The following is a 21,930-nucleotide window of genomic DNA, read 5'->3' on the forward strand; positions in this document are numbered from 1 at the left end:
GGACGCGTTCATGAGCACTCCAGCGCGGGCCGCAGGGTCCGCAGGTTCTCTCGCATGATCGTCAGGTAGTCGCCGGACGCCCCGTCCGCCACGCCCTCGGCCGGGTCGAGGACGGCCGTCCGCACGCCCGCCTCCCGCGCCAGGCTCCCGGCCACCTTCGAGCTGGCCAGGGTCTCGGTGAAGACCGTGGTCGCGCCGGTGGAGGAGACGAGCCGGGACAGTTCCGCGAGCCGTTTCGGGGCCGGTTCGCCGGCCGGGTCCACGCCGGCGACCGCGATCTGCCGGAGCCGGTAGCGGTCCGCGAGGTAGCCGAACGCGGCGTGCGCGGTCACGATCTCCCGGCGGGCGCAGGACCGCAGGCCGTCCTGGAACTCGCGGTCGAGGCCGTTCAGCGCCTGTGCGGTCGCCCGGGCGCGCGTGCGGTAGCCGGCCGCGCGGCCGGGGTCGGCGGCGGCCAGCCGCTCGCCCAGCGCGGTGGCGACGGTCGCCATCCGGCTCGGGTCGAGCCAGATGTGCGGGTCGTAGGAAGCCTCGCGGTGCCGGACGCCGTCGTGGGCCTCCTCGTCGTCGGTCTCGCCGGGCGGGGGCAGCTTCGGCACGAGGCTCGCGGCGTCGAGCGACCTGCCCTTCGCGTGCTTGCGGACCGCGTCGTCCACGGCGGGCTGGACGCCCCTGACGTAGAGGGCGTAGTCGGCGTCCTGGACGTTCGCGACCTGCCGCGCCGTCAGTTCCAGGTCGTGCGGCTCGGTTCCGGGCCTGGTGAGCGTCCGGACGTGCACGTCGCCGCCGCCGACCTCTTCCGCGAGCCAGGCCATCGGGTAGAAGGACGCGACCACCGCGGTCCTGCCGGGCGGGACGTCCGCGTCGGCGCCGGCGCAGCCCGTCAGGGCCGCCGCGAGCCCGGCCAGGGCGAGCGCCGCCGGGGCGGTTCGCAGGGCTGCGCGGAGAGGGGGCACGGTGCGATTATGGACGAAGATGAAAACGGTTGTCAAAACCGACCGATGCCGCGTCCCAGGGCGAACCCCACCAGGACGGCCAGCGCCGCGAGGCGCAGGACCCTGCCCGACCCGTCCAGCGCGGGCCAGTTCAGGTAGGCGAACCAGCCGAGCGCGGCGGCGAGCACCAGCAGCCCGGCCGCGGCCACCCAGCCGGTCCCGGCCATGCCGATCACCAGCAGCACGAACACGGCGACGAGCAGGATCCACCGCGGCATCCGGTGCAGGAACACCACCGCGGTCGCGCTGCGCCGCTCGACGGCCGCCCGCAGTCCCGTCGCGCGCTCACCTCTCGTCTCCACACGCCCAACGTACTGCCAGGATGGACGGATGATCGCGATAACCCGGTACCGGGTGCCGGACGAGGAGTCCGGCGGCTTCGCCGAGGGCATGACCGCGGTGCTGGCGGCGCTGGCCGCGAGCACCGGCTTCCGCTCCGGCCGGCTCGCCCGGACCGTCGACGACCCCGGCCTGTGGGCCCTCGTCACCGAGTGGGACGGCGCGGGGCACTACCGCCGCGCGCTCGGCGCCTACGACGTGCGGCTCCGGTTCATGCCCCTCGCCGCCTTCGCCGTGGACGAGCCCGGCGCCTACGAGGTGGTCTCCTCCGCCTGAGCGGCCGTCCGGGCCGCCCCCGGGCGGGCCCGGTCAGTATGCGGGCAATCGGCGGTCAAGAAGCGACCCCTCCCGGTTTCGGCGCGTCCGCCCAGGTCATCCTTGCGGCAGATGATCATGCCGTGGCCTGCGGGGGAGCTGTGATGCGCCATGCCGTCCTGTTCAGTGTGTCGTCCGGGGCGGCGGCCGTCGCCGCCGCCCTCACCGTCGCCGGGACGTCCCCCGCGCGGCCCGCGGCCCATCAGGCCGCCGCACAGTCCCTGAGGGGGCCGGCCGGGGGCGAGGGGAGCCCGCACGGCCGCGTGGTCGAGTACCGGGGGCTGCGCGTCCCCGTCCCGGCCGGCTGGAAGGTGCACCGGCTCGACCGGCATCCGTCGCTGTGCGTCCGCTACGACCGGCACGCGGTCTACCTCGGCCGCCCCGGCCCGCAGCCGGACTGCCCGGCCCGCGCCGTCGGCCGCACCGAGGCCGTCCACATCCAGCCCGCGGGGGACGGGCGGACCGCGCGGACCGTCGTGCACGCCGACAAGCTCGCCTCGCTGACCGTGCCGCGGACCGTCGACCACGAGACGCGCCTCACCCTCCCCGAGGCCGGGGTCACGATCACCGGCGTGTACGGCAGGGACCCCACCGGGCTCCAGCGGATCCTGCGCGGCACCCGGCTGTCCGGCCGGTGGACCGCCGCGCCGTCCAAGCCGGACGTCCGCCGGGTGGCGACCGCCGTCCCCTCCGCGCCGGCCGAGGGGACGGCGCCGAGCGGGGGCCCGGTGCCGACGGACGGCCCGGCGCCCGCCGAGAGCCCGTCGGCCGGCCAGGGGATCGCGCTGGAGCGCTCGTGGGTGCGCGGCAAGGGGTTCGACACCTGCACGGCCCCGTCCCTGGCGACCATGAGGGCCTGGCGGCCCTCGTTCAAGGTGACCAACATCTACATCGGCGGAGCGGCGCGGGGATGCGCCCAGCCGAACCTCACCGCGTCGTGGGTGAGGCAGGTCCGCGCCATGGGCTACCGCCTCACCGCCACCTACGTGGGCCTCCAGGCGCCGTGCGGCAGCCGCCCGCAGCGCTTCTCCGCCGGAAGCGCCGCCTCGCAGGGCACCCTGGCCGCCGTCGACGCGGCCCGCCGGGCAAGGGCCCTCGGCATCCCGCAGGGCAAGCCGCTCTACTACGACATGGAGGCCTACAACCACAAGAAGAGCTCCTGCAGGGCGGCCGTCCTCCGGTTCGTCGACAACTGGGTCGACCGGCTGAAGACCGAGGGTTACCAGCCGTGCCTCTACAGCAGTTCCAAGTCCGGCATCCGCGACGTGGGACGGTCCTCGATCAGCAAGCCCACCTGCGTCTGGTTCGCCAACTGGGACCGGAGGGCCAAGGTCTACGGCGACCCGTTCATGCCGGACGCCTGGTGGGCGCCGCACCGCCGCGTCAAGCAGTACCGCGGCGGCCACCGGGAGACGCACGGCGGGGTCACCCTGAACGTCGACAGCGACATCGCCGACGGGCGCGTTTACTGAGTCCTGCTCAGGGGCCCCCGTGCCCTAAGCTGGGGGCCACTCTCCGGCGGCGGCGCCGCCGCCCCGGAGCACATCACCGGGGATCACACTCGCCGCCGCCCGCCGTCGCCGCGGGACCGGGGCGCACTCACTGTTCCCGCCGACCGCCAGCCGGATGGAGAATCTTTCGATGGCACGCCGTTCCGATGTGCTGGACACGATCGTCAACCTCGCCAAGCGGCGAGGCCTGGTCTACCCGTCGAGCGAGATCTACGGCGGGCTCCGCGCCTCCTGGGACTACGGCCCCCTCGGCGTCGAGCTGAAGAACAACGTCAAGCGCCAGTGGTGGAAGTCGATGGTGCAGGGCCGCGACGACGTCGTCGGCCTCGACTCGTGCGTCATCCTGGCCCGCGAGGTCTGGGAGGCCAGCGGCCACGTCCAGGCGTTCGTCGACCCGCTCACCGAGTGCCAGTCCTGCCACAAGCGCTTCCGGGCCGACCACCTGGAGGAGTCCTACGAGGAGAAGCACGGCCGCCCGCCCGCGAACGGCCTCGCCGACATCTCGTGCCCGAACTGCGGCGTGAAGGGCTCGTTCACCGAGCCGAAGATGTTCAACGGCCTGCTCAAGACCTACCTCGGCCCCGTCGAGGACGAGTCGGGCCTGGCCTACCTGCGCCCCGAGACCGCGCAGGGCATCTTCATCAACTACCTGAACGTCCAGCAGTCCGCGCGCCGCAAGGTGCCGTTCGGCATCGGCCAGGTCGGCAAGTCGTTCCGCAACGAGATCACGCCAGGCAACTTCATCTTCCGGACCCGCGAGTTCGAGCAGATGGAGATGGAGTTCTTCGTCAAGCCCGGCAGCGACGAGGAATGGCACCAGTACTGGATCGACGAGCGCATGCAGTGGTACGTTGACCTCGGCATCCGCAAGGAGAACCTGCGGCTCTTCGAGCACCCGCAGGAGAAGCTGTCGCACTACTCCAAGCGCACCGTCGACGTGGAGTACCGCTTCGACTTCGTCGGCAGCGAGTGGGGCGAGCTGGAGGGCATCGCCAACCGCACCGACTACGACCTGACGACGCACTCCAAGGCGTCCGGCGCCGACCTGTCGTTCTTCGACCAGGAGTCCGGCGACCGGTTCACCCCATACGTGATCGAGCCCGCGGCGGGCGTCGACCGCTGCACGCTCACCTTCATGATGGACGCCTACGCCGAGGACGAGGCGCCCAACGCCAAGGGCAAGCTGGAGAAGCGCGCGGTCATGCGGCTCGACCGGCGGCTCGCCCCCGTCAAGGTCGCGGTGCTGCCGCTGTCGCGCAACGCCGACCTGTCCCCGAAGGCCCGCGACCTCGCCGCGCAGCTGCGCCGCAACTGGAACGTCGACTTCGACGACGCCGGCGCCATCGGCCGCCGCTACCGCCGCCAGGACGAGATCGGCACCCCGTTCTGCGTCACCGTCGACTTCGACACCCTGGAGGACGACGCGGTGACCGTCCGGGAGCGCGACTCGATGAGCCAGGAGCGCATCGCGCTCAGCCAGGTCGAGTCGTTCCTCGCGGCGCAGCTCGTCGGCTGCTGACCCGGGGCCGGGCGACGCCCGGATGACGGCGAGACGGGCCGCCCCGCGTGCGGGGCGGCCCGTCCTTTCCCGGGAGCACGTCGTGAGGGGGCTTACCGCCTCTTCGGGAGCTCCGCTCCGGCCTCCGGTCAGCTGGTGACGTAGAGGGACTGGTTGAAGGTGCCGGACCCGGCGACGGTCTCGCCGCGCAGCGCGTACGTGGCGGTGACGCTGGCGGTGGACGGGCAGAGGAAGCTGCTGCCCGACTGCTTGTTGACCGTGGCGTTCTGCACGCCGACCTGCGCCTCGCTGCTGCTGGTGACCGGCCGCGAGGCGTTGTTGCCGTTGTAGCCGTTGGCGGTGAGGTTGCCGCCGAACACGCAGGTGACGCCGCCGAGGAGGTTGATCACGGCCTTCACCTTGAAGTTGGCGATCGTGACGGTGGCGTCGCGGCCGCCGGTGTGGGCGGCGTCGAAGGTGACGTTGCCGCCCGTCCACGGCAGGTTCTGCGAGGTGATCGTCGCGCTGGTGCTGCCGGTGCAGGCGCCGCCGCCGGTGCCGGTGAAGGTGGCGGAGCTGACGTTCAGCCCGGTGCCGTCGGAGTTGATGGAGCCGGTCATCGTCGACTGGCTGCAGGAGCCGCTGCCGAGCGAGCTGCTGACCGTCGCGGTGCCGAGCAGCGAGGCCTGCACGTTGCCGGAGTAGGCGGCGGCCGTGGCCGAGCCCTTGCGGATGGTCGTGCCCGCTGCGTACGCGGGGGCGACCCCCGCGGCGAGGACGGCCAGTGCGGCGGTTCCGACGATCGCGGTCTGTCTGATTCGTGCCACCGGAGACTCCTCTGTCCGGTTCGGGGTGGGCATACGCGAAAGTAATTCGCATAAATCGCCGGGGCAATGGCGGGCGGACGACTGCGGCCTGGCCGGATCGGGACACCCGCCAGTGTCTGCTGGTAAGGCCGTACGGCCGGGGGCGGGCCAGGGCTTTGTCACGCCCGCCCGCCTTGACGGACCCGCCTTCGCGGGAAACCCCTGCTGAGCCCGGACGGCGGCGCCGGGCCGCGCGAACGTGGGCTAGGTTGGCGGGAACGGGCGGGCGAGCGACCCGCCGGAGACCGGGGGAGGAGGGCGGAATGGGCGACCCGCGCCATCCCGCCTTCCGGCGGCCCGTCGCACGGCTGCTCGTCGTCGTGCTCGGCCTCCTCGGCTTCGTCGCCGGGCCGGTCGGCGCGGGCATGCCGGCCGGCGGCGCGCAGGGCAGGGCGTCCTCCACCGGCACGATCTCCGGCGTCCGTATCGGGGCGGTGCACCAGGGGCCCGCCCGCACCCGGGCCGCCACCAAGTCGCGCACGGCCGGACGCACGCAGAGCGCCATCGCCGCCACCGCGCTGCACGCGGCCGGGGCCGCGGCGCCGTACGCCCACCCCGAGCACGCGACGCCTCCCGCCTCCGGCGACGAGGTCCGCCCGCCGTCCGGGCGCCTCGCCCGGGCCGCCGCCGCGCACGTCGCGCCCGACATCGCGCCGCGGGGAGCCCCGCGCGGGCGCGCCCCGCCCGCCTCCACAGGGATCTGAGCTCTCTTTCCCCGGTGCCGCACGCCGACGTGCGGTGCCGACGTCTCCGCGTGGAGGTTCCCCTTGACTCGCGCCAACGTGGTGCGGGCGGTACTGGCGTTCGCCGTGCTCGCCACATCGTTCTACTTCGCCTGGTCCAAACCCGCCCGCCTCGGCCTCGACCTCCGCGGCGGCACCCAGATCGTCCTGGAGACCCAGGACTCCCCGGCCGTGAAGGCCGACCGGGAGTCCACCGACCGCGCCCGCGAGGTGCTGCACCGGCGCGTCGACGCGCTCGGGGTCGCCGAGTCGTCCATCACCCGGTCCGGCGACCGGCGGCTGATCGTCGAGCTGCCGGACGTCCAGGACCCGACCCGCGCCGCCGCGGCCATCGGCAAGACCGCGCAGCTCACCGCCCACCCGGTGCTGGCCGGGGCGGGCGCGCCGGCGCAGGGGCAGCAGCTGATCCCCGACGAGAGCGGGCAGCGGATCCTGATCGGCCCCGCGGCGCTCACCGGCGCCGGGATCGGCTCGGCGAGCGCCTCCTACGACCCGCAGAACCTCGGCGGCTGGGCCGTCGACGTCCGGTTCAAGGGCGGCGGGGGCGCCACCTGGGAGCGGCTCACCGCCAAGGCCGCCTGCGCGGCCGGCGACGAGCGGCGCGTCGCCATCGTGCTGGACGGCAAGGTGATCTCCTCGCCGCAGGTCACCGAGAGCGTCGCCTGCGGCGTCGGCATCACCGGCGGCTCCACCCAGATCACCGGGGACTTCAGCCCCTCCGAGGCCAAGGACCTCGCGGCGCTCATCCAGGGCGGCTCGCTGCCCGTCCCCGTGAAGATCATCGAGCAGCGGGTGGTGGGCCCGACGCTCGGCGACGCGGCGATCGACGCCAGCGCCCGCGCCGCCGTCATCGGCATCATCCTGACCGGCCTGTTCATCGTGGCCGTCTACCGGCTGGCGGGCCTGCTCGCCACGGTCGCCCTCGCCGGGTACGCGCTGATCTCCTACGGCGCCCTCGTCGCGGTCGGCGCCACCCTGACGCTGCCCGGCCTCGCCGGGTTCGTCCTGGCCATCGGCATGGCGATCGACGCCAACGTGCTGGCCTTCGAACGCGCCAGAGAGGAGCGCGCCGCGGCACCGGGCCGCAGCGCGCGGACCGCACTGGGCGTCGGGTTCAACAAGGCGTGGTCGGCGATCGCCGACTCGGCCGCCACCACCCTGCTGGCCGCCGGCCTGCTGTTCTTCCTGGCCTCCGGGCCGGTGAAGGGCTTCGGCGTCACGCTGGTCATCGGCGTGCTGGGGTCCCTCGTCTCCGCGATGCTGCTGAGCCGGGTGCTCACCGACGCCGCCGCCGCCCGCATGCCCCGGCTCAGCAAGGGCAGGGCGGGCGGGATCGGCGGCGCCGGCCGCATCCGGCGGTGGCTGGAGGAGAGCGGCCCCGACCTGATGAAGCGCAGCCGGCTGTGGCTCGGCCTGTCCGCGCTCGCCGTCGTCCTCGCCGTCACGGGGATCTTCGCCCGCGGCCTGAACTTCGGCGTGGAGTTCACCGGCGGACGCCTGGTCGAGTACTCCACCTCCAGGCACGTCGACATCGACACCGCCCGCGCCGCCGTCGCCGAGGCCGGGTTCCCGCGCGCCGTCGTCCAGACCTCCGGGAAGGACGACATCTCGGTCCGGACGGCCGACCTGAGCAACGCGGAGGAGAAGCGCATCCAGGACGCCCTCGCGAAGGAGGGCGGCGGCGCCGCCAAGCAGCGCGACGAGCTGATCGGCCCCAGCCTCGGCGACGAGCTGCGGACCAAGGCCCTCATCGCCCTCGGCGTGGCCCTGCTGGCCCAGCTCGCCTACCTGACGCTCCGGTTCCGCTGGACGTTCGCGGCGGGCTCGGTGCTCGCCATGTTCCACGACATCGCGATCGTCACCGGGATCTTCGCCTGGCTGGGCAAACCGATCGACGGCGTCTTCCTCGCCGCGCTGCTCACGATCATCGGCTACTCGGTGAACGACTCGGTCGTGGTGTTCGACCGCGTCCGGGAGATGTGGGCCGCGAATCCGAAGGGCCGGTTCGCCGACATCGCGAACCGCGGCACGCTGCAGACCGTCCCGCGGACGATCAACACCGGCGTGGGCGCCCTGTTCATCCTGGCGGCGCTGGCCGTCCTCGGCGGCGACTCCCTGACGGACTTCGCCATCGCGCTACTGATCGGCATCGTCGTCGGCACCTACTCCAGCGTCTTCACCGCGACGCCGCTGGCGGTCGTCCTGGAGCGCCACACCAAGGCCCCGCCACCCCAGCGCAAGCAGAAGTCCAGACCGGTCCACCGCACCCCCGACAGTTCGGGAGCGGTCGTCTGACCCACCGCGACCGCCGCGCTCGCCGTCCCGAGCGCGGCGGTCACGGACCGCACGGTCAGGGCAGCACAGAGCTGCGCAGCGGAGCCGCCGACTGAACCAGGCACACCATCGCCAGGATGCCCTCGCGCCAGTTGACCTTGTCCGGCGCGAGGTAGCCGAGTCGCAGGCCATCCGGGAGCGAGTCGTGTGCGAGGATCTTCCGCCCCTGCTCGTCACAGAGGCGGCCCGCCCTCTTCTCCATGGCGCTCTGGCCGGGATAGGGCGGGAAGTCACCGGGCGCGTACTCTGCGTCCAGCTCGATCCAGTCGGTCGCGTACACCTGGCTCTCATGAGGTTCGGTGCAGGCGACGGTGATGCTCACCGGGACCTCCGGCCGCCCCTTCGCCACGCAGTCGCCCACCTGCAGTTCCTGGTAGAACTTGCGGTTCGGGTCGATGGTCTGCGCGAGCGGCGTGGTGAGCGGGCCCGCCGTGCCCCGGTAGTGCATGACGCAGATCACCGACCGGTCGCCCTTCGTCCAGAGTTGCTCGTCACCGCCGAGAAGGGCCGCATCGAGATCCTCGAAGTGCCGGCTCTTCAGGAGGTGCAGGCTCCGTGCCATGCACAGTTCCTTGGCCTGCAGATAGACCTCCATCGAGCCCGGATACGGCTCGTCGGGGAGGACCGGCCGGGCCACGACCTCGCTGGTGTGGGGCCGCGTGCACGGAACGACCGTCACCGTGTCGGTGGGTTTCACGGCGCCGCCCTCGAAGCAGTCGCCGGCGCGCAGCCCCGAGGCCGTCACCTCGCGGCCCTTCCGGTCGCGGTCCGACGCGCCGAGCCTTGGCCAGACGATCGAGCCTGCGACCACCGCGGCCAGCGTCAGGACCGCGGTGGCGGCCAGGACGATGGCGATCCGCTTCTTCCGTACCGGCGCCGGCGGTCCTCCGGCCAGGGGAGCAGGTCCGTGCTCAGCGGCGGGGAGCGTCTCGAAGGACGGGGCCGCGGGGGCCTCCGGCGTGGAGGCGAGCGTGTCCGGGGGCGCCCAGGCGGGGGTCGGCGCGGGCGTCTCCGGGACGTCGTCAGGGGATGGTGGCGTGCTCACGGCGAAACCGTAGGCCGGACGACCCGGAGGAACCCGTGTTTCGGGGCGGTCGTCGCCCACTCGTGATCAAGGAATCCCGTGGCCGGGGACGGGCCCGGCCACGGGTCCGGGGGTCAGGCCAGGGGCGGCTGGTCCGAGGAGTTCTCCGCCCTGATCACCTGCATGACCGCGTTGATCAGCGCCAGGTGGGTGAACGCCTGCGGGAAGTTGCCGAGGTGGCGGCCGGTGTGGGGGTCGATCTCCTCGGCGTACAGCTGCAGGGGGCTCGCGTAGGACAGCAGCTTCTCGCACAGGGCGCGGGCCCGCTCCAGCTCGCCGACCATCACCAGGGTGCTGACGAGCCAGAAGGAGCAGATCGTGAAGGTGCCCTCGTCCGACTCGAACCCGTCGTCGGTCTCGCCCGCGCGGTAGCGCAGGACGAGGTCGTCCTCCGACAGCTCGTCGGCGATGGCGAGGACGGTCTCCCGGACGCGCTTGTCGTCGGCGGGCAGGAAGCCGAGCAGCGGGATCAGCAGGGCCGAGGCGTCCAGGGCCGTCGCGCCGTAGTGGGCGGTGAAGACGCCGCGCTCGTCCAGCGCGTTGGCGAGCACGTCGGCGTGGATCTCGTCGGCCGCGGCCTGCCAGCGGAGCGCCCGCTCCTGGTCGCCGCGGATGCGGGCGAGCCGCGCCCCGCGGTCGGCCGCGACCCAGCAGAACACCTTGGAGGAGGTGAAGTGCTGCGGCTCGCCGCGCACCTCCCACATGCCGCAGTCGGGCGTGCGCCAGTTGGCGAGCGCGTCCTCGACCTGCTTGACGACGATCTTCCACAGCCGGTCGTCGAGCCGGTCCCGCTTGCGCACGAACAGGTAGATGGAGCCGATGATCGCGCCCCACACGTCGTGCTGCGCCTGCATGTACGCCTCGTTGCCGATGCGCACCGGGCGGGCGTTGTCGTAGCCGGTGAGGTGGTCGAGCGTGGACTCGGGCAGCTCCTCGCGCCCGTCCAGCCCGTACATGATCTGCAGCTTGCCCTCGGCGGCCTCGGCGACGTCGGTGATGAAGTAGAAGAAGTCGTTGGCCTCCCAGTCGTAGCCGAGCGTGTAGAACGCCCAGAGGGCCATCGTGGAGTCGCGGATCCAGGTGTAGCGGTAGTCCCAGTTCCGGTCGCCGCCCGGCGTCTCGGGCAGCGACGTCGTCGCCGCGGCCGCGACCGCGCCGGACGGGGCGAACGTCAGGCCCTTCAGGGTCAGCGCGCTGCGCTGCAGGTGGCTGCGCCACGGATGGTCGGGGAAGCGGCCCCGGTCGAGCCAGTGCTGCCAGTGGTGGACGGTCCAGACGAGCCGGTCCTGCGCCTCCTCCCACGACGAGGGCGCCGCGTGCTCGCTCCAGGACAGCGCCACGAACCTGGACTCGCCCTGCTTCAGCAGCGTCCGGGACGTGGCCAGCGACCCCTCGAACCCGACGTTCATGTCGGTGGACAGGCGCAGCCCGACGCCGTTGCCGCGCGCGACGGCCTCGTGGTAGCCGGAGCCGGTGTGCTCCCAGCGCGCCGGCGTCTGCCCGTAGTCGAACACCGGCATGCAGTCGAGCCGGACCTGTACCTGCCCGTTCACGCACCGCACCATCCGCAACAGGACGTGGTCGGCGTCGTAGTCGGTGGGCGCCCTGCGGTGCGTGTGGGACCGTTCCGTCTCGTGGTGCCACGGGCCCATGAGCAGCGCGTCCGTGACCACGAGCCAGCCGCCGTGCACCCACCAGGTGGTCTCCATCACCATGGTTCCCGGGATGTAGCGCTGCGCGGCGGGCACCTCCACCCCCGCCGGGCCGACCCGGAAGTATCCGGCGTCGCGGTCCAGGATGGAGCCGAACACGCTGGGCGAGTCCATCCGGGGCAGGCACATCCACTCGATGTTTCCGCTGGGCGCGACCAGGGCGGTCGTCTCGCAGTCGGACAGGAACCCGAAATCGGCGATGGGGGCGAACGGATCTCCCGCCCGGCCGCCGGCGACCTTCGGCCTCACAACGTCACCTCCTTGATTCATCATTCCCTCTCACGCGCGATGGGCATGTCTTGGGTACGGGCCGCCTCCCGGGGGACGGGGTCCCCGGGGAGGGCGGTTGACAGCGGTGTGTCCCTGGTCTCCCTATTGGAATAGACCACTATCCGCAGTCTGAGCTGGGAAAACTCCCCTCGGCGCACCGGGCGCCGAGCAAGTCCCGGGTTCGCGGGTACAGTCCCGGCAAACAGGGCAGCGGACCCGCCGCCGCCTGGGGTGACGCGGTGCGGCGCGCCCCGCGGAGGCGGGCCTGGAACTGCCACTGGGTGGAACCGGAGCGAGAAGGAGCTCCCCGTGCGGAAGTTCGTGTACGACTTCACTGAGGGAAACAAGGACCTCAAGGATCTCCTGGGGGGCAAGGGCGCCAACCTGGCCGAGATGACCAATCTCGGGCTGCCCGTGCCGCCGGGGTTCACGATCACCGCGGAGGCCTGCCGGCACTACCTTGAGCACGGGAGCCTGCCGGACGGCCTGGCGGACGAGGTGAACCGCCACCTGGCCGCCCTGGAGTCGGCGATGGGCAAGAAGCTCGGCCAGAGCGACGACCCTCTCCTGGTCAGCGTACGGTCCGGCGCCAAGTTCAGCATGCCGGGCATGATGGAGACCGTCCTCAACGTCGGGCTGAACGACGAGTCCGTGCACGGCCTCGCCGCGCAGGCGGGCGACGAGCGGTTCGCCTGGGACTCCTACCGCCGGCTGATCCAGATGTTCGGCAAGACGGTCATGGACATCGACGGCGACCTGTTCGAGGACGCCGTCGAGGACGTCAAGCGGGCCCGGGGGAGCGACGACGACGGGGACCTCACCGCCGCCGACCTCAGGGAGCTCGTCGACCGGTTCAAGGTCATCGTACGGGAGAAGGCGGGCCGCGAGTTCCCGACCGACCCGCGCGAGCAGATGGACCTGGCGGTCGAGGCGGTGTTCGACTCGTGGAACGCCCCCCGCGCCATCCTCTACCGGCGGCAGGAGCGCATCCCCGTCGACCTCGGCACGGCCGTCAACATCTGCTCGATGGTCTTCGGCAACATGGGCCTGGACTCGGGGACGGGCGTGGCCTTCACCCGCGACCCCGCCTCCGGGCAGCAGGGCATCTACGGCGACTACCTGCAGAACGCCCAGGGCGAGGACGTCGTCGCCGGCATCCGCAACACCGTCCCGCTGAAGGAACTGGAGCGCATCGACAAGGCGTCCTACGACCGGCTTCTCGAAATCATGGAGACGCTGGAGAACCACTACCGCGACATGTGCGACATCGAGTTCACGATCGAGCGCGGGAAGCTGTGGATGCTGCAGACCCGGGTCGGCAAGCGGACCGCCGGCGCGGCGTTCCGGATCGCCTGCCAGCTGCTCGACCAGGGGCTCATCGACCTGGACGAGGCCGCCCGCCGCGTCACCGGCGATCAGCTCGCCCAGCTCATGTTCCCCCGCTTCTCCGACCGGGTGGACGGCGTCCAGAAGATCACCAAGGGCATGAACGCCTCGCCGGGCGCGGCCGTCGGCAAGGCCGTGTTCACCTCCGAGCGCGCCGTGGAGCTGGCCGGACGCGGGGAGGAGGTGATCCTCGTCCGCCGCGAGACCAACCCCGACGACCTCGCCGGCATGGTCGCGGCCAAGGGCGTCCTGACCTCCCGCGGCGGCAAGACCTCGCACGCCGCGGTCGTCGCCCGCGGCATGGGCAAGACGTGCGTCTGCGGGGCCGAGGAGCTCGACGTCGACGTCAAGGGCGGCCACTTCACCGCGCCCGGCGGCGTCACCGTCAGGGAGGGCGACGTCATCTCGATCGACGGGTCGTCCGGCGAGGTCTACCTCGGGGAGGTGCCCGTCGAGGACTCGCCCGTCGTCCGCTACTTCGAGGGGCAGCTCCCGGCCGGGGACGGCGACGACCTGGTCAAGGCCGTGCACCGCGTCATGGAGCACGCCGACGCGCGGGCCGCGCTGAAGGTCCGCGCGAACGCCGACAACCCGGGGGACTCCGCCCGGGCCCGCCGGTTCGGCGCCGCCGGCATCGGGCTGTGCCGCACCGAGCACATGTTCCTCGGCGACCGGCGGCAGCTCGTCGAGAAGCTCATCCTCGCCGAGGACGACGACGGGCGGCAGGCCGCGCTGGACGCCCTGGAGCCGCTCCAGAAGAGCGACTTCGAGGGCATCTTCGAGGCGATGGACGGACTGCCCGTCACCATCCGGCTCATCGACCCGCCGCTGCACGAGTTCCTCCCCGACATCACCGAGCTGTCGGTCAGGGTCGCGCTCGCGGGCGACGAAGCGGACGCCAAGGACCGGAGACTGCTCGAAGCAGTCAACCGACTGCACGAGCAGAACCCTATGCTGGGCCTGCGCGGCGTGCGGCTCGGTTTGGTGATTCCCGGTCTGTTCGCCATGCAGGTGCGGGCGATCGCCGAGGCCGCGGCGGCGCGCAGCCGGGCGGGCGGCGACCCGCGCCCGGAGATCATGATCCCGCTGGTCGGGGCGGTCCAGGAGCTGGAGGCCGTCCGGGACGAGGCGCGCGGCATCCTCGCCGCGGTCCGGGAGTCGACCGGGGTGGACGTGCCGGCGCTGATCGGCACGATGATCGAGCTGCCCCGGGCGGCGCTGACCGCGGGGCAGATCGCCGAGGCCGCCGAGTTCTTCTCCTTCGGCACCAACGACCTCACCCAGACGACCTGGGGCTTCTCCCGCGACGACGTCGAGGCGGCGTTCTTCTCCCGCTACCTGGAACTCGGGATCTTCGGGGTGTCGCCGTTCGAGACCCTCGACCGCGAGGGCGTCGGCAGGCTCGTGCGGATCGCCGCCGAGGAGGGCCGCAGGGCGCGCCCCGGCCTCAAGCTCGGCATCTGCGGCGAGCACGGCGGCGACCCCGACTCGGTGCACTTCTGCCACGAGGTCGGCCTCGACTACGTGTCCTGCTCCCCGTTCCGCATCCCCGTGGCGCGGCTGGAGGCGGGCCGCGCGGCCATCGAGGCCGCGAACGCGTCAGGGGGCAGCGACAGCCGCTGACGTCCCGCCCGGCGGCCGGCCACCGCACGCCCGGACCGGCCGCCGGGATTGTGGGACGGATGACACGCCGTCCTGGCGAACCTGGCGCACATGCCGGAACATCTCACTAACGTGTCCGATGCGATGACGTTGGAAGCGGAGTTGCCGGAGTTCACGCCGGAAGACGACGAGACGGACGGGCCCGGCGACCGGGCCGACGGGCCGCGGCGGCGCCGTGGGCGCGGCCGGTGGCGCCGGTCGCCCTGGTTCACGATCCCGGCCGGGATCGTCGCGGGGCTGCTGGCGATCGCGGTGCTGACGCCGCTCGCCGTCGGCGCGCGGATCTGGCACCAGGCCCGCCAGGACGAACGCCCCCGCTCCGACGCGATCATCGTGCTGGGCGCCGCGCAGTACAACGGGGTGCCGTCCCCGACGCTGAAATGGCGGCTCCAGCACGCCCTGGAGCTGTACCGCGGCGGCGTCGCGCCGGCCATCGTGACGGTGGGCGGCAAGGCGCCCGGCGACAACTACACCGAGGCCGGGGCCGGCCGCAACTGGCTGATCACCAGGGGCGGCGTGCCCGCCTCCCGGGTCTTCGAGGTGCCCGTCGGGCGCGACACGCTGGAGAGCATGAAGGCCGTCGGCAAGGAGTTCGACCGGCACCACTGGTCGTCGGGCGTGATCGTCACCGACCCGTGGCACGGGCTGCGCTCCAAGAAGATGGCCGAGGACAGCGGGATCAAGGCCGCCGCGTCGCCGACCCGCAGCGGCCCGAGCGTGCAGACCCGCGACACCCAGTTCCACTACATCGTCCGCGAGACCGGCGGATACCTGTCGTACGTGCTGCTGGGCAAGAGCGTCCAGGTGCCGGACGAGACCATCAAGCGGATCCACATCGACCCGTCCGAGTCGCCTCCGGCGTCGCCCCCGCCCGCGTCCACGCCCTCGCCGGGCCGTTGAGGGCCCCCGCGGCCCTCTACCCTGGGTAGGGACATGACGATCAACGTGACCACGGGCTACGACGGCCGTGACAAGGAACGCTGGGCCCCCGAGCCCCCCAAGCGGCGCGACCGCACGGCGTTCGAACGCGACCGGGCCCGGGTCCTGCACAGCGCGGCGCTCCGCAGGCTCGCCGCCAAGACGCAGGTCGCCTCGCCCGGCGCCGACGCCGTGGCCGACACCGTGCAGAGCCTGCGCACCCGCCTCACCCACTCGCTGGAGTGCGCGCAGGTCGGCCGCGAGCTGGGCAAGTCGCTCGGCTGCGACCCCGACCTGGTGGAGACGGCGTGCCTGTCGCACGACATCGGGCATCCGCCGTTCGGGCACAACGGGGAGTACGCGCTCGACATCGTCGCGCGCGACTGCGGCGGGTTCGAGGGCAACGCGCAGAGCCTGCGCGTCCTGACGAGGCTGGAGCCGAAGTCGTTCGCCGCGGACGGCCCGCCCCTGTACGGCCGCAGCGTCGGCCTCAACCTGACCCGCGCCGCGCTGGACGCCGCGATGAAGTACCCGTGGTCGCAGGCCGAGGCGGTGAACGGCAAGTTCGGCGTCTACGACGACGACGCGGACGTGGCGCGGTGGGTGCGCGACGGCGCCGAGCCGGGCCGCACCTGCTTCGAGGCCCAGGTCATGGACTGGAGCGACGACGTCGCCTACTCCGTCCACGACCTGGAGGACGCGCTGGTCGCCGGGCACGTCGACTTCAACCGCCTCGCCGATCCCGCCGAGCGCCGGCTCGTCGCCGCCACGGCGGCCAAGCTGTACTGCCCCGACGCCGGCCAGGCCGAGCTGGAGGAGCGCTTCGCCGCGCTGCTCGCCGAGCCCTACTGGCCCGACCGCTACGACGGCACCCCGCGCAGCCTCGCCGCCCTCAAGAACCTGACCAGCACGCTGATCGGGCGGTTCTGCCTGGCCGCCGAGACCGCGACGCGGGAGGCCTACGGCGACCGCCCGCTCACCCGCTACGCGGCGGAGCTGATCGTCCCGCGGGCGCAGCGGCTGGAGAACGCCCTGCTCAAGGGCATCACGGCGCACTACGTGTGGATCAGCCACGAGGAGGTCAGGGCCCGCCAGCGGACTCTGATCACCGAGCTCGCGGAGATGATGCTCGCGGGCGCGCCGGACACGCTCGACCCGGGCTTCCGCGACGCGTTCGTGGACGCCTCCGACGACGCGGCCCGGCTGCGCGCCGTGATCGACCAGATCGCCTCCCTGACCGATCTGTCGGCGATGGCCCGCCACCGCATGCTCGGCGGACGCGGGTACTGACCGGGGGTGCGGGCCGGCGCGGGGAGCGACGCGCTCGACGCGCCAGACGACGAACCCTTGTCTCGTGGCAGAGGCCGCTGTAGGGATAGCTACAGGTCCACTACAGGAGGTCACCATGCCCGAGGAGACGTTCGTCATCGCCGGCGCCAGCCTGGCCGGGGCCAAGGCGGCGGAGACGCTCCGCGAGGAGGGCTTCGCGGGCAGGGTGCTGCTGGTCGGTGAGGAGATCGAGCGGCCGTACGAGCGGCCTCCGCTGTCCAAGGGGTTCCTGCTGGACAAGGAGCCCCGGGACAAGGCCCACGTCCACGAGGCGGACTGGTACGACAAGCACGACGTGGAGCTGCGCGTCGGCACGTCCGTCGCGTCCATCGACCGGGACGCGCACCAGGTCCGGCTGTCCACCAAGGAGCCGGTCTCCTACGACAAGCTGCTGCTGGCGACGGGCGCCTCCCCGCGGCGGCTGGACGTGCCGGGCTCCAAGCTCCAGGGCATCCACTACCTGCGGACGATGGCCGACTCGGCCGCGCTGAAGCAGGCGCTGGCGCCCGGCGGCCGCCGGGTCGTGGTGGCCGGGGCGGGCTGGATCGGGCTGGAGGCGGCGGCCGCCGCCCGCGAGCACGGCAACGAGGTGACGGTCATCGAACCGGAGCCGGTGCCGCTGCACGCCGCGATGGGGCCCGAGCTCGGCGGGATGTTCGCCGACCTGCACCGCGAGCACGGCGTCGTCCTGCGGATGGACGAGGGCGTGGCCGGGTTCTGGGGCGCCGGGCAGGTGTCGGCGGTCGTGACCTCCGGCGGCGCCGAGGTGCCCGCGGACGTCGTGATCGTGGGCATCGGGGTGCGGCCGAACAGCGGGCTCGCCGAGGAGGCCGGGCTCGAGGTGTCCGACGGGATCCTCGTCGACCAGTCGCTGCGCACGTCCGACCCCGACATCTACGCGGCCGGGGACGTCGCCAACGCCTACCACCCGCTGCTCGGCCGCAGGATCCGCGTCGAGCACTGGGCGAACGCGCTGAACGGCGGGCCCGCCGCGGCCCGCGCGATGCTCGGCCGGGACGTCGTCTACGACCAGCTTCCTTACTTCTTCAGCGACCAGTACGACCTCGGCATGGAGATGTCGGGCGTCGCGGCGCCGGGGGAGTACGACGAGGTCGTGTACCGAGGGGACGCCGCCGGGCGGGAGTTCATCGCGTTCTGGCTGTCGGGCGGCCGCGTCGTCGCCGGCATGAACGTCAACGTGTGGGACGTCACCGGGGACGTCCAGGCGCTGATCCGCTCCGGGCGCCCGGTGGACGCCGCCCGCCTCGCCGATCCGGGGGTGCCGCTCGCGGACCTGGCGTGAGGCGCCCGCCGGGCGGGCCGGTCGCGTCGGCCACGTACAGTCTGCCGAGTGGTTACCGAGAAGATCACGACGCTGGCCCGGGCGCGCACCGCCGTGACGCTGGCGTTCGCCGCGCACGGCCTGCTCGGCGCCGCCTGGGTCGCCCGCATCCCGCAGATCAAGGAGCATCTCGGGCTGAGCGAGGGCGCGATGGGCGTGGCGCTGCTCGGCGCGCCGGTGGGCGTCGTCGCGGCCGTCCGCTTCGCGGGGCGGATCGTCGGCCGGTGGGGCAGCCGCGCGACGACGATCGCGGCCGGGGCCGCCGGCGCGCTGGCGCTGGTCCCGCTCGGCCTCGCCTGGAACCTGGCCGCGCTGATCCTCTCGCTGCTGCTGATGGGCGCCTCGCTCGGCCTGATGGACGTGGCGATGAACGCGCAGGGCGTCGCCGTGGAGCGCGGCTACGGCCGCCCGCTGATGTCCGGGCTGCACGGCTCCTACAGCATCGGGACGCTGCTGGCGGCGCTGGCCGGCTCGGCGGCCGCGCACGCGGGCGTTCCCGTCCCGCTGCACCTGGCGGCCGCGGCGGCCGTGCTGATCGCCGTGCTGGCCTTCGGCTGCCGGGGCCTGCTCGACCGTTCCGCCGACGCGTTCCCCGAGCCGGACGAGGACGACCCCGCGCCCGCGCGCTCCCCGCGCTGGCCGCTGGTCATGCTGGGCGTCATCGGGCTGTGCTCGTTCGTGGGGGAGGGCGCCATGGCCGACTGGAGCGCGATCTACCTGCGGGAGAACCTCGGCACCGGGCCCGGCGTGGCCGGGCTCGGCTACGCGGGGTGCGCGGTGGCGATGACCGTGGGTCGGCTCACCGGCGACCATGTCGTCGCGCGCTTCGGGCCCGTGCCGGTGCTGCGGGGCGGCTCGCTGGTCGCCGCCCTCGGGCTCGGTCTCGGGCTCGCGGCGGGCGACCCCACGGCGGCGGTGGCCGGTTTCACGCTGTTCGGCCTCGGCGTCGCGGTCGTGGCCCCCGTCACCTTCAGCGCGGCGGGCAACGTGCCCGGGGTGCCGCCCGCGGCGGGGATCGCCCGGGTGACCGGCGTAGGCTATCTCGGCCTGCTCGGCGGCCCGCCCGTCATCGGGTTCATCGCGCAGGGCGTGGGCCTGGCGTGGGCGCTGGCCGTCCCGGTCGCGCTGGTCGGGCTGATCGTCCTGCTGGCCCCGGCGGCGGTGACGGCCGAGCGGTGACGACGGCGCCGGCGTCGGCGCCCGTTGATCTTTTGGTGGGGTTACGACCTTTGTATATGTCCTACTCAGGTAAGGTCTGGGCGAGTGAGCACCATGCAGCGGTCGGGACCGGCCGGAACGGCCGCCTCCGCCCCGGCGGTGCGGACCTTCCTCAGCGAACTGCTCAGTTTCGGTTTCGTGGGGTGCCTCGGCACGCTGATCATGATCTTCGGCGCCAACCTGATGCGGGCGTGGCTCGGCGGCAGCCCGGTCACCAGCGTCGTCGTGCCGACCGTGGTGTCCACGCTGTCCTCCTACCTGCTCAACCGGTTCTGGACGTTCCGGCACCGCGACAGCGACGGCTCCGGCCGGGAGGTCGCGATCTTCTTCGCGCTCAACGGCGTCGGGCTGCTGATCCAGGTGCTGTGCACCGGCTTCACCTACTACACGCTCGGCCTGCACGGCGGGATCGCCTACAACCTGGGGCTCCTCGCGGGCGTCGGCCTCGGTTCGGCGTTCCGCTACTGGTCGTACAAGAAGTGGGTGTTCACTCCCGCGACGGCATGAAGCGGGGGCCGCGGGGGGCGTCCCTCGCGCGTGAGCACGGCCGGGGCACGGAGCGGGCGTGAGCCGACTCGACGACGAATGGGCCCAGCACCGGTCCGCGGTGTTCGGCGCCGCGTACCGGATCACCGGGAGCGTCGCGGACGCCGAGGACATCACCCAGGACGTGTGGCTGCGCGCCTCCGCTCGGGGGTCGCTGGACGACGTGCGCGACCTGCGCGCCTGGCTGCTCACGGTGGCCGCGCGCCGCGCCTACGACGTGCTGGGCTCCGCCCGCGCGCGGCGCGTGGACTACGTCGGGCCGTGGCTGCCCGAACCCCTGCTGACCGGGCCGGACGCCGCCGAGCCGGTGCTCGTGGACGAGACCGTCGGCACCGCGATGCTGATCGTGATGGAGGAGCTGTCGCCGCCGGAGCGCGTCGCGTTCGTCCTGCACCAGGCGTTCGAGGTGCCCTACGAGCAGATCGCCGGGGTGCTCGGCAGGTCGGCCGCCGCCTGCCGGCAGCTCGCGTCCCGCGCCCGCCGCAAGATCGCGGCGGCGGCGCCGCCGCGCCCGGCCCCGGCGGCCGAGCGCGACCGGGTGCTGGCGGCCTTCCGGTCCGCCTACGAGCGCGGCGACGAGGCCGCGCTGCTGGCGCTGCTGGACCCGGACGCCACCTACACCACCGACGGCGGCGGGCACGTCTTCGCCGCCCGCAAGGTCATCGCCGGGGCGGGACGGGTGGTGACCGCGCTGGTGCGCGTCGGCGCCCGCAAGACGCTGCGGCTGGAGTACGCGGAGGTCAACGGCCGCCGCGAGCTGCTGGTGCTGCGGGACGGCCGGCGGGTCGCGGTCGACACCGTGGAGGTCGAGGGCGGCCGGGTCACCGTCCTCCGCCGGGTCCTCAACCCGGAGAAGCTCTCGTCCCTGCGCGGGGTCTGAGCCGGCCTCCCGCGCGCCACGCCGCGGCGCGCGGGAGGGGGCTCACCGGCCCGCCGGGACGATCTTCTCGGTCTGGGCCAGCGCCTCGGTGAGGAGGCCGGCGAGGTCCTGGCCGGTGCCCTGCGAGAAGATCACCTGGTCGATGCCGCGCTCGGCGAGCCGGCCGATGGTGTCGACGGCGGCGCCGACCGAGGGCGTGCCGGTGAAGAAGGTCAGCGACGTCTTCTCGATCTCGGAGTAGTCGCGGCCCTCCCGCTCGCAGTGCTCCTTCAGGACCTCCAGCTTGCGGGGCAGTTCGTCGCCGTCGAAGAGGTTGCAGGCGTCGGCGTACTTCGCCACGAACCGCAGCGTCTTCTTCTCCCCGCCCCCGCCGACGAGGATCGGCGGGTGGGGGCGCCGCAGCGCGGGCGGCGAGTTGAGCGGGCGCTCCAGCGTGTAGTGGGCGCCCTCGAACGGCGTCTCGTCGCCGTCCCACATCCGGTGGGCGATCCGCAGCGTCTCCTCCAGCCGCTCGAACCGTTCCGCGGTCGGCGGGAACGGGACGCCGAGGCCGCGCGACTCCTCGTCGTTCCAGGCCGCGCCGATGCCGAGCCACGCGCGCCCGCCCGACAGGACGTCCAGCGTGGTCACCGTCTTGACCAGGACGCCGGGGTGCCGGTAGGTGACGCCGGTGACCATCGTCCCGAGGGTGATCCGCTCCGTCAGCGCCGCGGCGTACGCGAGCGCCGAGTAGCCCTCCAGCATGGGGTCCTGCGGCGGGCCGACCATGCCGATCTGGAAGAAGTGGTCCATCACCCACAGCGAGTGCAGCCCGCCCTGGTCGGCCTCCCGGGCGACGCGGGCGAACGCGGGGCCGATCTGCTCCGGCCCTCCGGGAAAGGTGAAGCTCGGAACCTGGAGTCCAATGCGCATGGCAGTCCTTCGCGTGCTTCGTGGTGTGCTTCTCTCCTTCCCACTCTGCGACCTGGAGCGCGCTCCAGGT

General features: G+C 73.0%; 18 protein-coding genes. 12 read left to right on the plus strand and 6 right to left on the minus strand.

Annotated elements, in window-relative coordinates; all coding sequences use genetic code 11:
* Positions 1–8: 8 nt before the first annotated feature.
* Together AB0C84_RS09915 and AB0C84_RS09920 are read right to left on the minus strand one after the other, a co-directional pair.
* The gene (locus AB0C84_RS09915) at positions 9–956 is read right to left on the minus strand and encodes a metal ABC transporter substrate-binding protein (protein WP_361063453.1); all 948 of its coding nucleotides are present in this window, start codon (positions 954–956) and stop codon (positions 9–11) included.
* A gap of 32 nt (positions 957–988) precedes the next feature.
* Positions 989–1,297, minus strand: a complete 309-nt coding sequence (locus tag AB0C84_RS09920; protein WP_258938726.1) for a DUF6703 family protein — start codon at positions 1,295–1,297, stop codon at positions 989–991.
* 28 nt (positions 1,298–1,325) lie between these two features.
* On the opposite strand from AB0C84_RS09920, the gene AB0C84_RS09925 reads away from it, so the two are divergent.
* The 3 genes from AB0C84_RS09925 to AB0C84_RS09935 all read left to right on the plus strand — a co-directional run bounded on the left by AB0C84_RS09925 (position 1,326) and on the right by AB0C84_RS09935 (position 4,679).
* A complete protein-coding gene (locus AB0C84_RS09925; protein WP_179843119.1) occupies positions 1,326–1,610 on the plus strand; it encodes an antibiotic biosynthesis monooxygenase in 285 nt (94 codons plus the stop codon).
* 143 nt (positions 1,611–1,753) lie between these two features.
* The gene (locus AB0C84_RS09930; RefSeq protein WP_361063458.1) at positions 1,754–3,121 is read left to right on the plus strand and encodes a DUF1906 domain-containing protein; all 1,368 of its coding nucleotides are present in this window, start codon (positions 1,754–1,756) and stop codon (positions 3,119–3,121) included.
* 169 nt (positions 3,122–3,290) lie between these two features.
* Complete coding sequence (locus AB0C84_RS09935) at positions 3,291–4,679, plus strand: glycine--tRNA ligase (protein WP_361063461.1); 1,389 nt, start codon at positions 3,291–3,293, stop codon at positions 4,677–4,679.
* A gap of 128 nt (positions 4,680–4,807) precedes the next feature.
* On the opposite strand, the gene AB0C84_RS09940 is transcribed toward AB0C84_RS09935, so the two are convergent.
* Complete coding sequence (locus tag AB0C84_RS09940; protein WP_361063464.1) at positions 4,808–5,485, minus strand: hypothetical protein; 678 nt, start codon at positions 5,483–5,485, stop codon at positions 4,808–4,810.
* Between the two features lie 302 nt (positions 5,486–5,787).
* Between AB0C84_RS09940 and AB0C84_RS09945 the strand changes: the two genes are divergently transcribed.
* Complete coding sequence (locus AB0C84_RS09945) at positions 5,788–6,228, plus strand: hypothetical protein (RefSeq protein ID WP_361063467.1); 441 nt, start codon at positions 5,788–5,790, stop codon at positions 6,226–6,228.
* Between the two features lie 63 nt (positions 6,229–6,291).
* A complete protein-coding gene (gene secD, locus AB0C84_RS09950; RefSeq protein WP_361063470.1) occupies positions 6,292–8,562 on the plus strand; it encodes a protein translocase subunit SecD in 2,271 nt (756 codons plus the stop codon).
* Between the two features lie 55 nt (positions 8,563–8,617).
* Here the strand turns inward: secD and AB0C84_RS09955 are convergent, their stop codons facing one another.
* Both AB0C84_RS09955 and AB0C84_RS09960 read right to left on the minus strand, forming a co-directional pair.
* Positions 8,618–9,646, minus strand: coding sequence for a septum formation family protein (locus tag AB0C84_RS09955; protein WP_361063473.1), 1,029 nt, complete (start codon positions 9,644–9,646; stop codon positions 8,618–8,620).
* Positions 9,647–9,759: 113 nt separating this feature from the next.
* The gene (locus AB0C84_RS09960; protein ID WP_258938733.1) at positions 9,760–11,646 is read right to left on the minus strand and encodes a glycoside hydrolase family 15 protein; all 1,887 of its coding nucleotides are present in this window, start codon (positions 11,644–11,646) and stop codon (positions 9,760–9,762) included.
* A gap of 330 nt (positions 11,647–11,976) precedes the next feature.
* Between AB0C84_RS09960 and ppdK the strand changes: the two genes are divergently transcribed.
* The 7 genes from ppdK (at position 11,977) to sigJ (ending at position 20,948) form a co-directional block, all read left to right on the plus strand.
* A complete protein-coding gene (gene ppdK, locus AB0C84_RS09965; RefSeq protein WP_361063476.1) occupies positions 11,977–14,676 on the plus strand; it encodes a pyruvate, phosphate dikinase in 2,700 nt (899 codons plus the stop codon).
* A 123-nt stretch (positions 14,677–14,799) separates the two neighbouring features.
* On the plus strand, positions 14,800–15,615 hold the full coding sequence (locus AB0C84_RS09970; protein WP_361063479.1) for a YdcF family protein: 816 nt from the start codon (positions 14,800–14,802) through the stop codon (positions 15,613–15,615).
* A 33-nt stretch (positions 15,616–15,648) separates the two neighbouring features.
* On the plus strand, positions 15,649–16,923 hold the full coding sequence (locus tag AB0C84_RS09975; protein ID WP_179843110.1) for a deoxyguanosinetriphosphate triphosphohydrolase: 1,275 nt from the start codon (positions 15,649–15,651) through the stop codon (positions 16,921–16,923).
* Between the two features lie 115 nt (positions 16,924–17,038).
* Positions 17,039–18,265: an FAD-dependent oxidoreductase gene (locus AB0C84_RS09980; RefSeq protein WP_361063482.1), complete on the plus strand. Its 1,227-nt coding sequence runs from the start codon at positions 17,039–17,041 to the stop codon at positions 18,263–18,265.
* 48 nt (positions 18,266–18,313) lie between these two features.
* A complete protein-coding gene (locus AB0C84_RS09985; RefSeq protein ID WP_361063485.1) occupies positions 18,314–19,483 on the plus strand; it encodes an MFS transporter in 1,170 nt (389 codons plus the stop codon).
* Between the two features lie 93 nt (positions 19,484–19,576).
* Positions 19,577–20,029 carry a GtrA family protein gene (locus tag AB0C84_RS09990; protein WP_361063760.1) on the plus strand — a complete coding sequence of 151 codons (453 nt, stop codon included), beginning with the start codon at positions 19,577–19,579 and terminating at the stop codon, positions 20,027–20,029.
* A 58-nt stretch (positions 20,030–20,087) separates the two neighbouring features.
* Positions 20,088–20,948 carry an RNA polymerase sigma factor SigJ gene (gene sigJ, locus AB0C84_RS09995; protein WP_361063488.1) on the plus strand — a complete coding sequence of 287 codons (861 nt, stop codon included), beginning with the start codon at positions 20,088–20,090 and terminating at the stop codon, positions 20,946–20,948.
* A gap of 42 nt (positions 20,949–20,990) precedes the next feature.
* On the opposite strand, the gene AB0C84_RS10000 is transcribed toward sigJ, so the two are convergent.
* Entirely contained in the window at positions 20,991–21,860 is an 870-nt protein-coding gene (locus AB0C84_RS10000) for an LLM class F420-dependent oxidoreductase (RefSeq protein WP_361063491.1), read from the minus strand.
* Positions 21,861–21,930 lie beyond the last annotated feature (70 nt).

It is taken from the genome of Actinomadura sp. NPDC048955, from assembly GCF_040649435.1.
Lineage (GTDB): Bacteria > Actinomycetota > Actinomycetes > Streptosporangiales > Streptosporangiaceae > Spirillospora > Spirillospora luteofluorescens.

What these genes read in the sequence shown, in the direction of transcription:
- AB0C84_RS09925 (WP_179843119.1), top strand. Translation starts at nt 1,326, where the DNA reads ATGATCGCGATAACCCGGTACCGGGTGCCGGACGAGGAGTCCGGCGGC.
- AB0C84_RS09930 (WP_361063458.1), top strand. Translation starts at nt 1,754, where the DNA reads ATGCGCCATGCCGTCCTGTTCAGTGTGTCGTCCGGGGCGGCGGCCGTC.
- AB0C84_RS09935 (WP_361063461.1), top strand. Translation starts at nt 3,291, where the DNA reads ATGGCACGCCGTTCCGATGTGCTGGACACGATCGTCAACCTCGCCAAG.
- AB0C84_RS09945 (WP_361063467.1), top strand. Translation starts at nt 5,788, where the DNA reads ATGGGCGACCCGCGCCATCCCGCCTTCCGGCGGCCCGTCGCACGGCTG.
- AB0C84_RS09970 (WP_361063479.1), top strand. Translation starts at nt 14,800, where the DNA reads ATGACGTTGGAAGCGGAGTTGCCGGAGTTCACGCCGGAAGACGACGAG.
- AB0C84_RS09975 (WP_179843110.1), top strand. Translation starts at nt 15,649, where the DNA reads ATGACGATCAACGTGACCACGGGCTACGACGGCCGTGACAAGGAACGC.
- AB0C84_RS09980 (WP_361063482.1), top strand. Translation starts at nt 17,039, where the DNA reads ATGCCCGAGGAGACGTTCGTCATCGCCGGCGCCAGCCTGGCCGGGGCC.
- AB0C84_RS09990 (WP_361063760.1), top strand. Translation starts at nt 19,577, where the DNA reads ATGCAGCGGTCGGGACCGGCCGGAACGGCCGCCTCCGCCCCGGCGGTG.
- AB0C84_RS10000 (WP_361063491.1), bottom strand. Translation starts at nt 21,860, where the DNA reads ATGCGCATTGGACTCCAGGTTCCGAGCTTCACCTTTCCCGGAGGGCCG.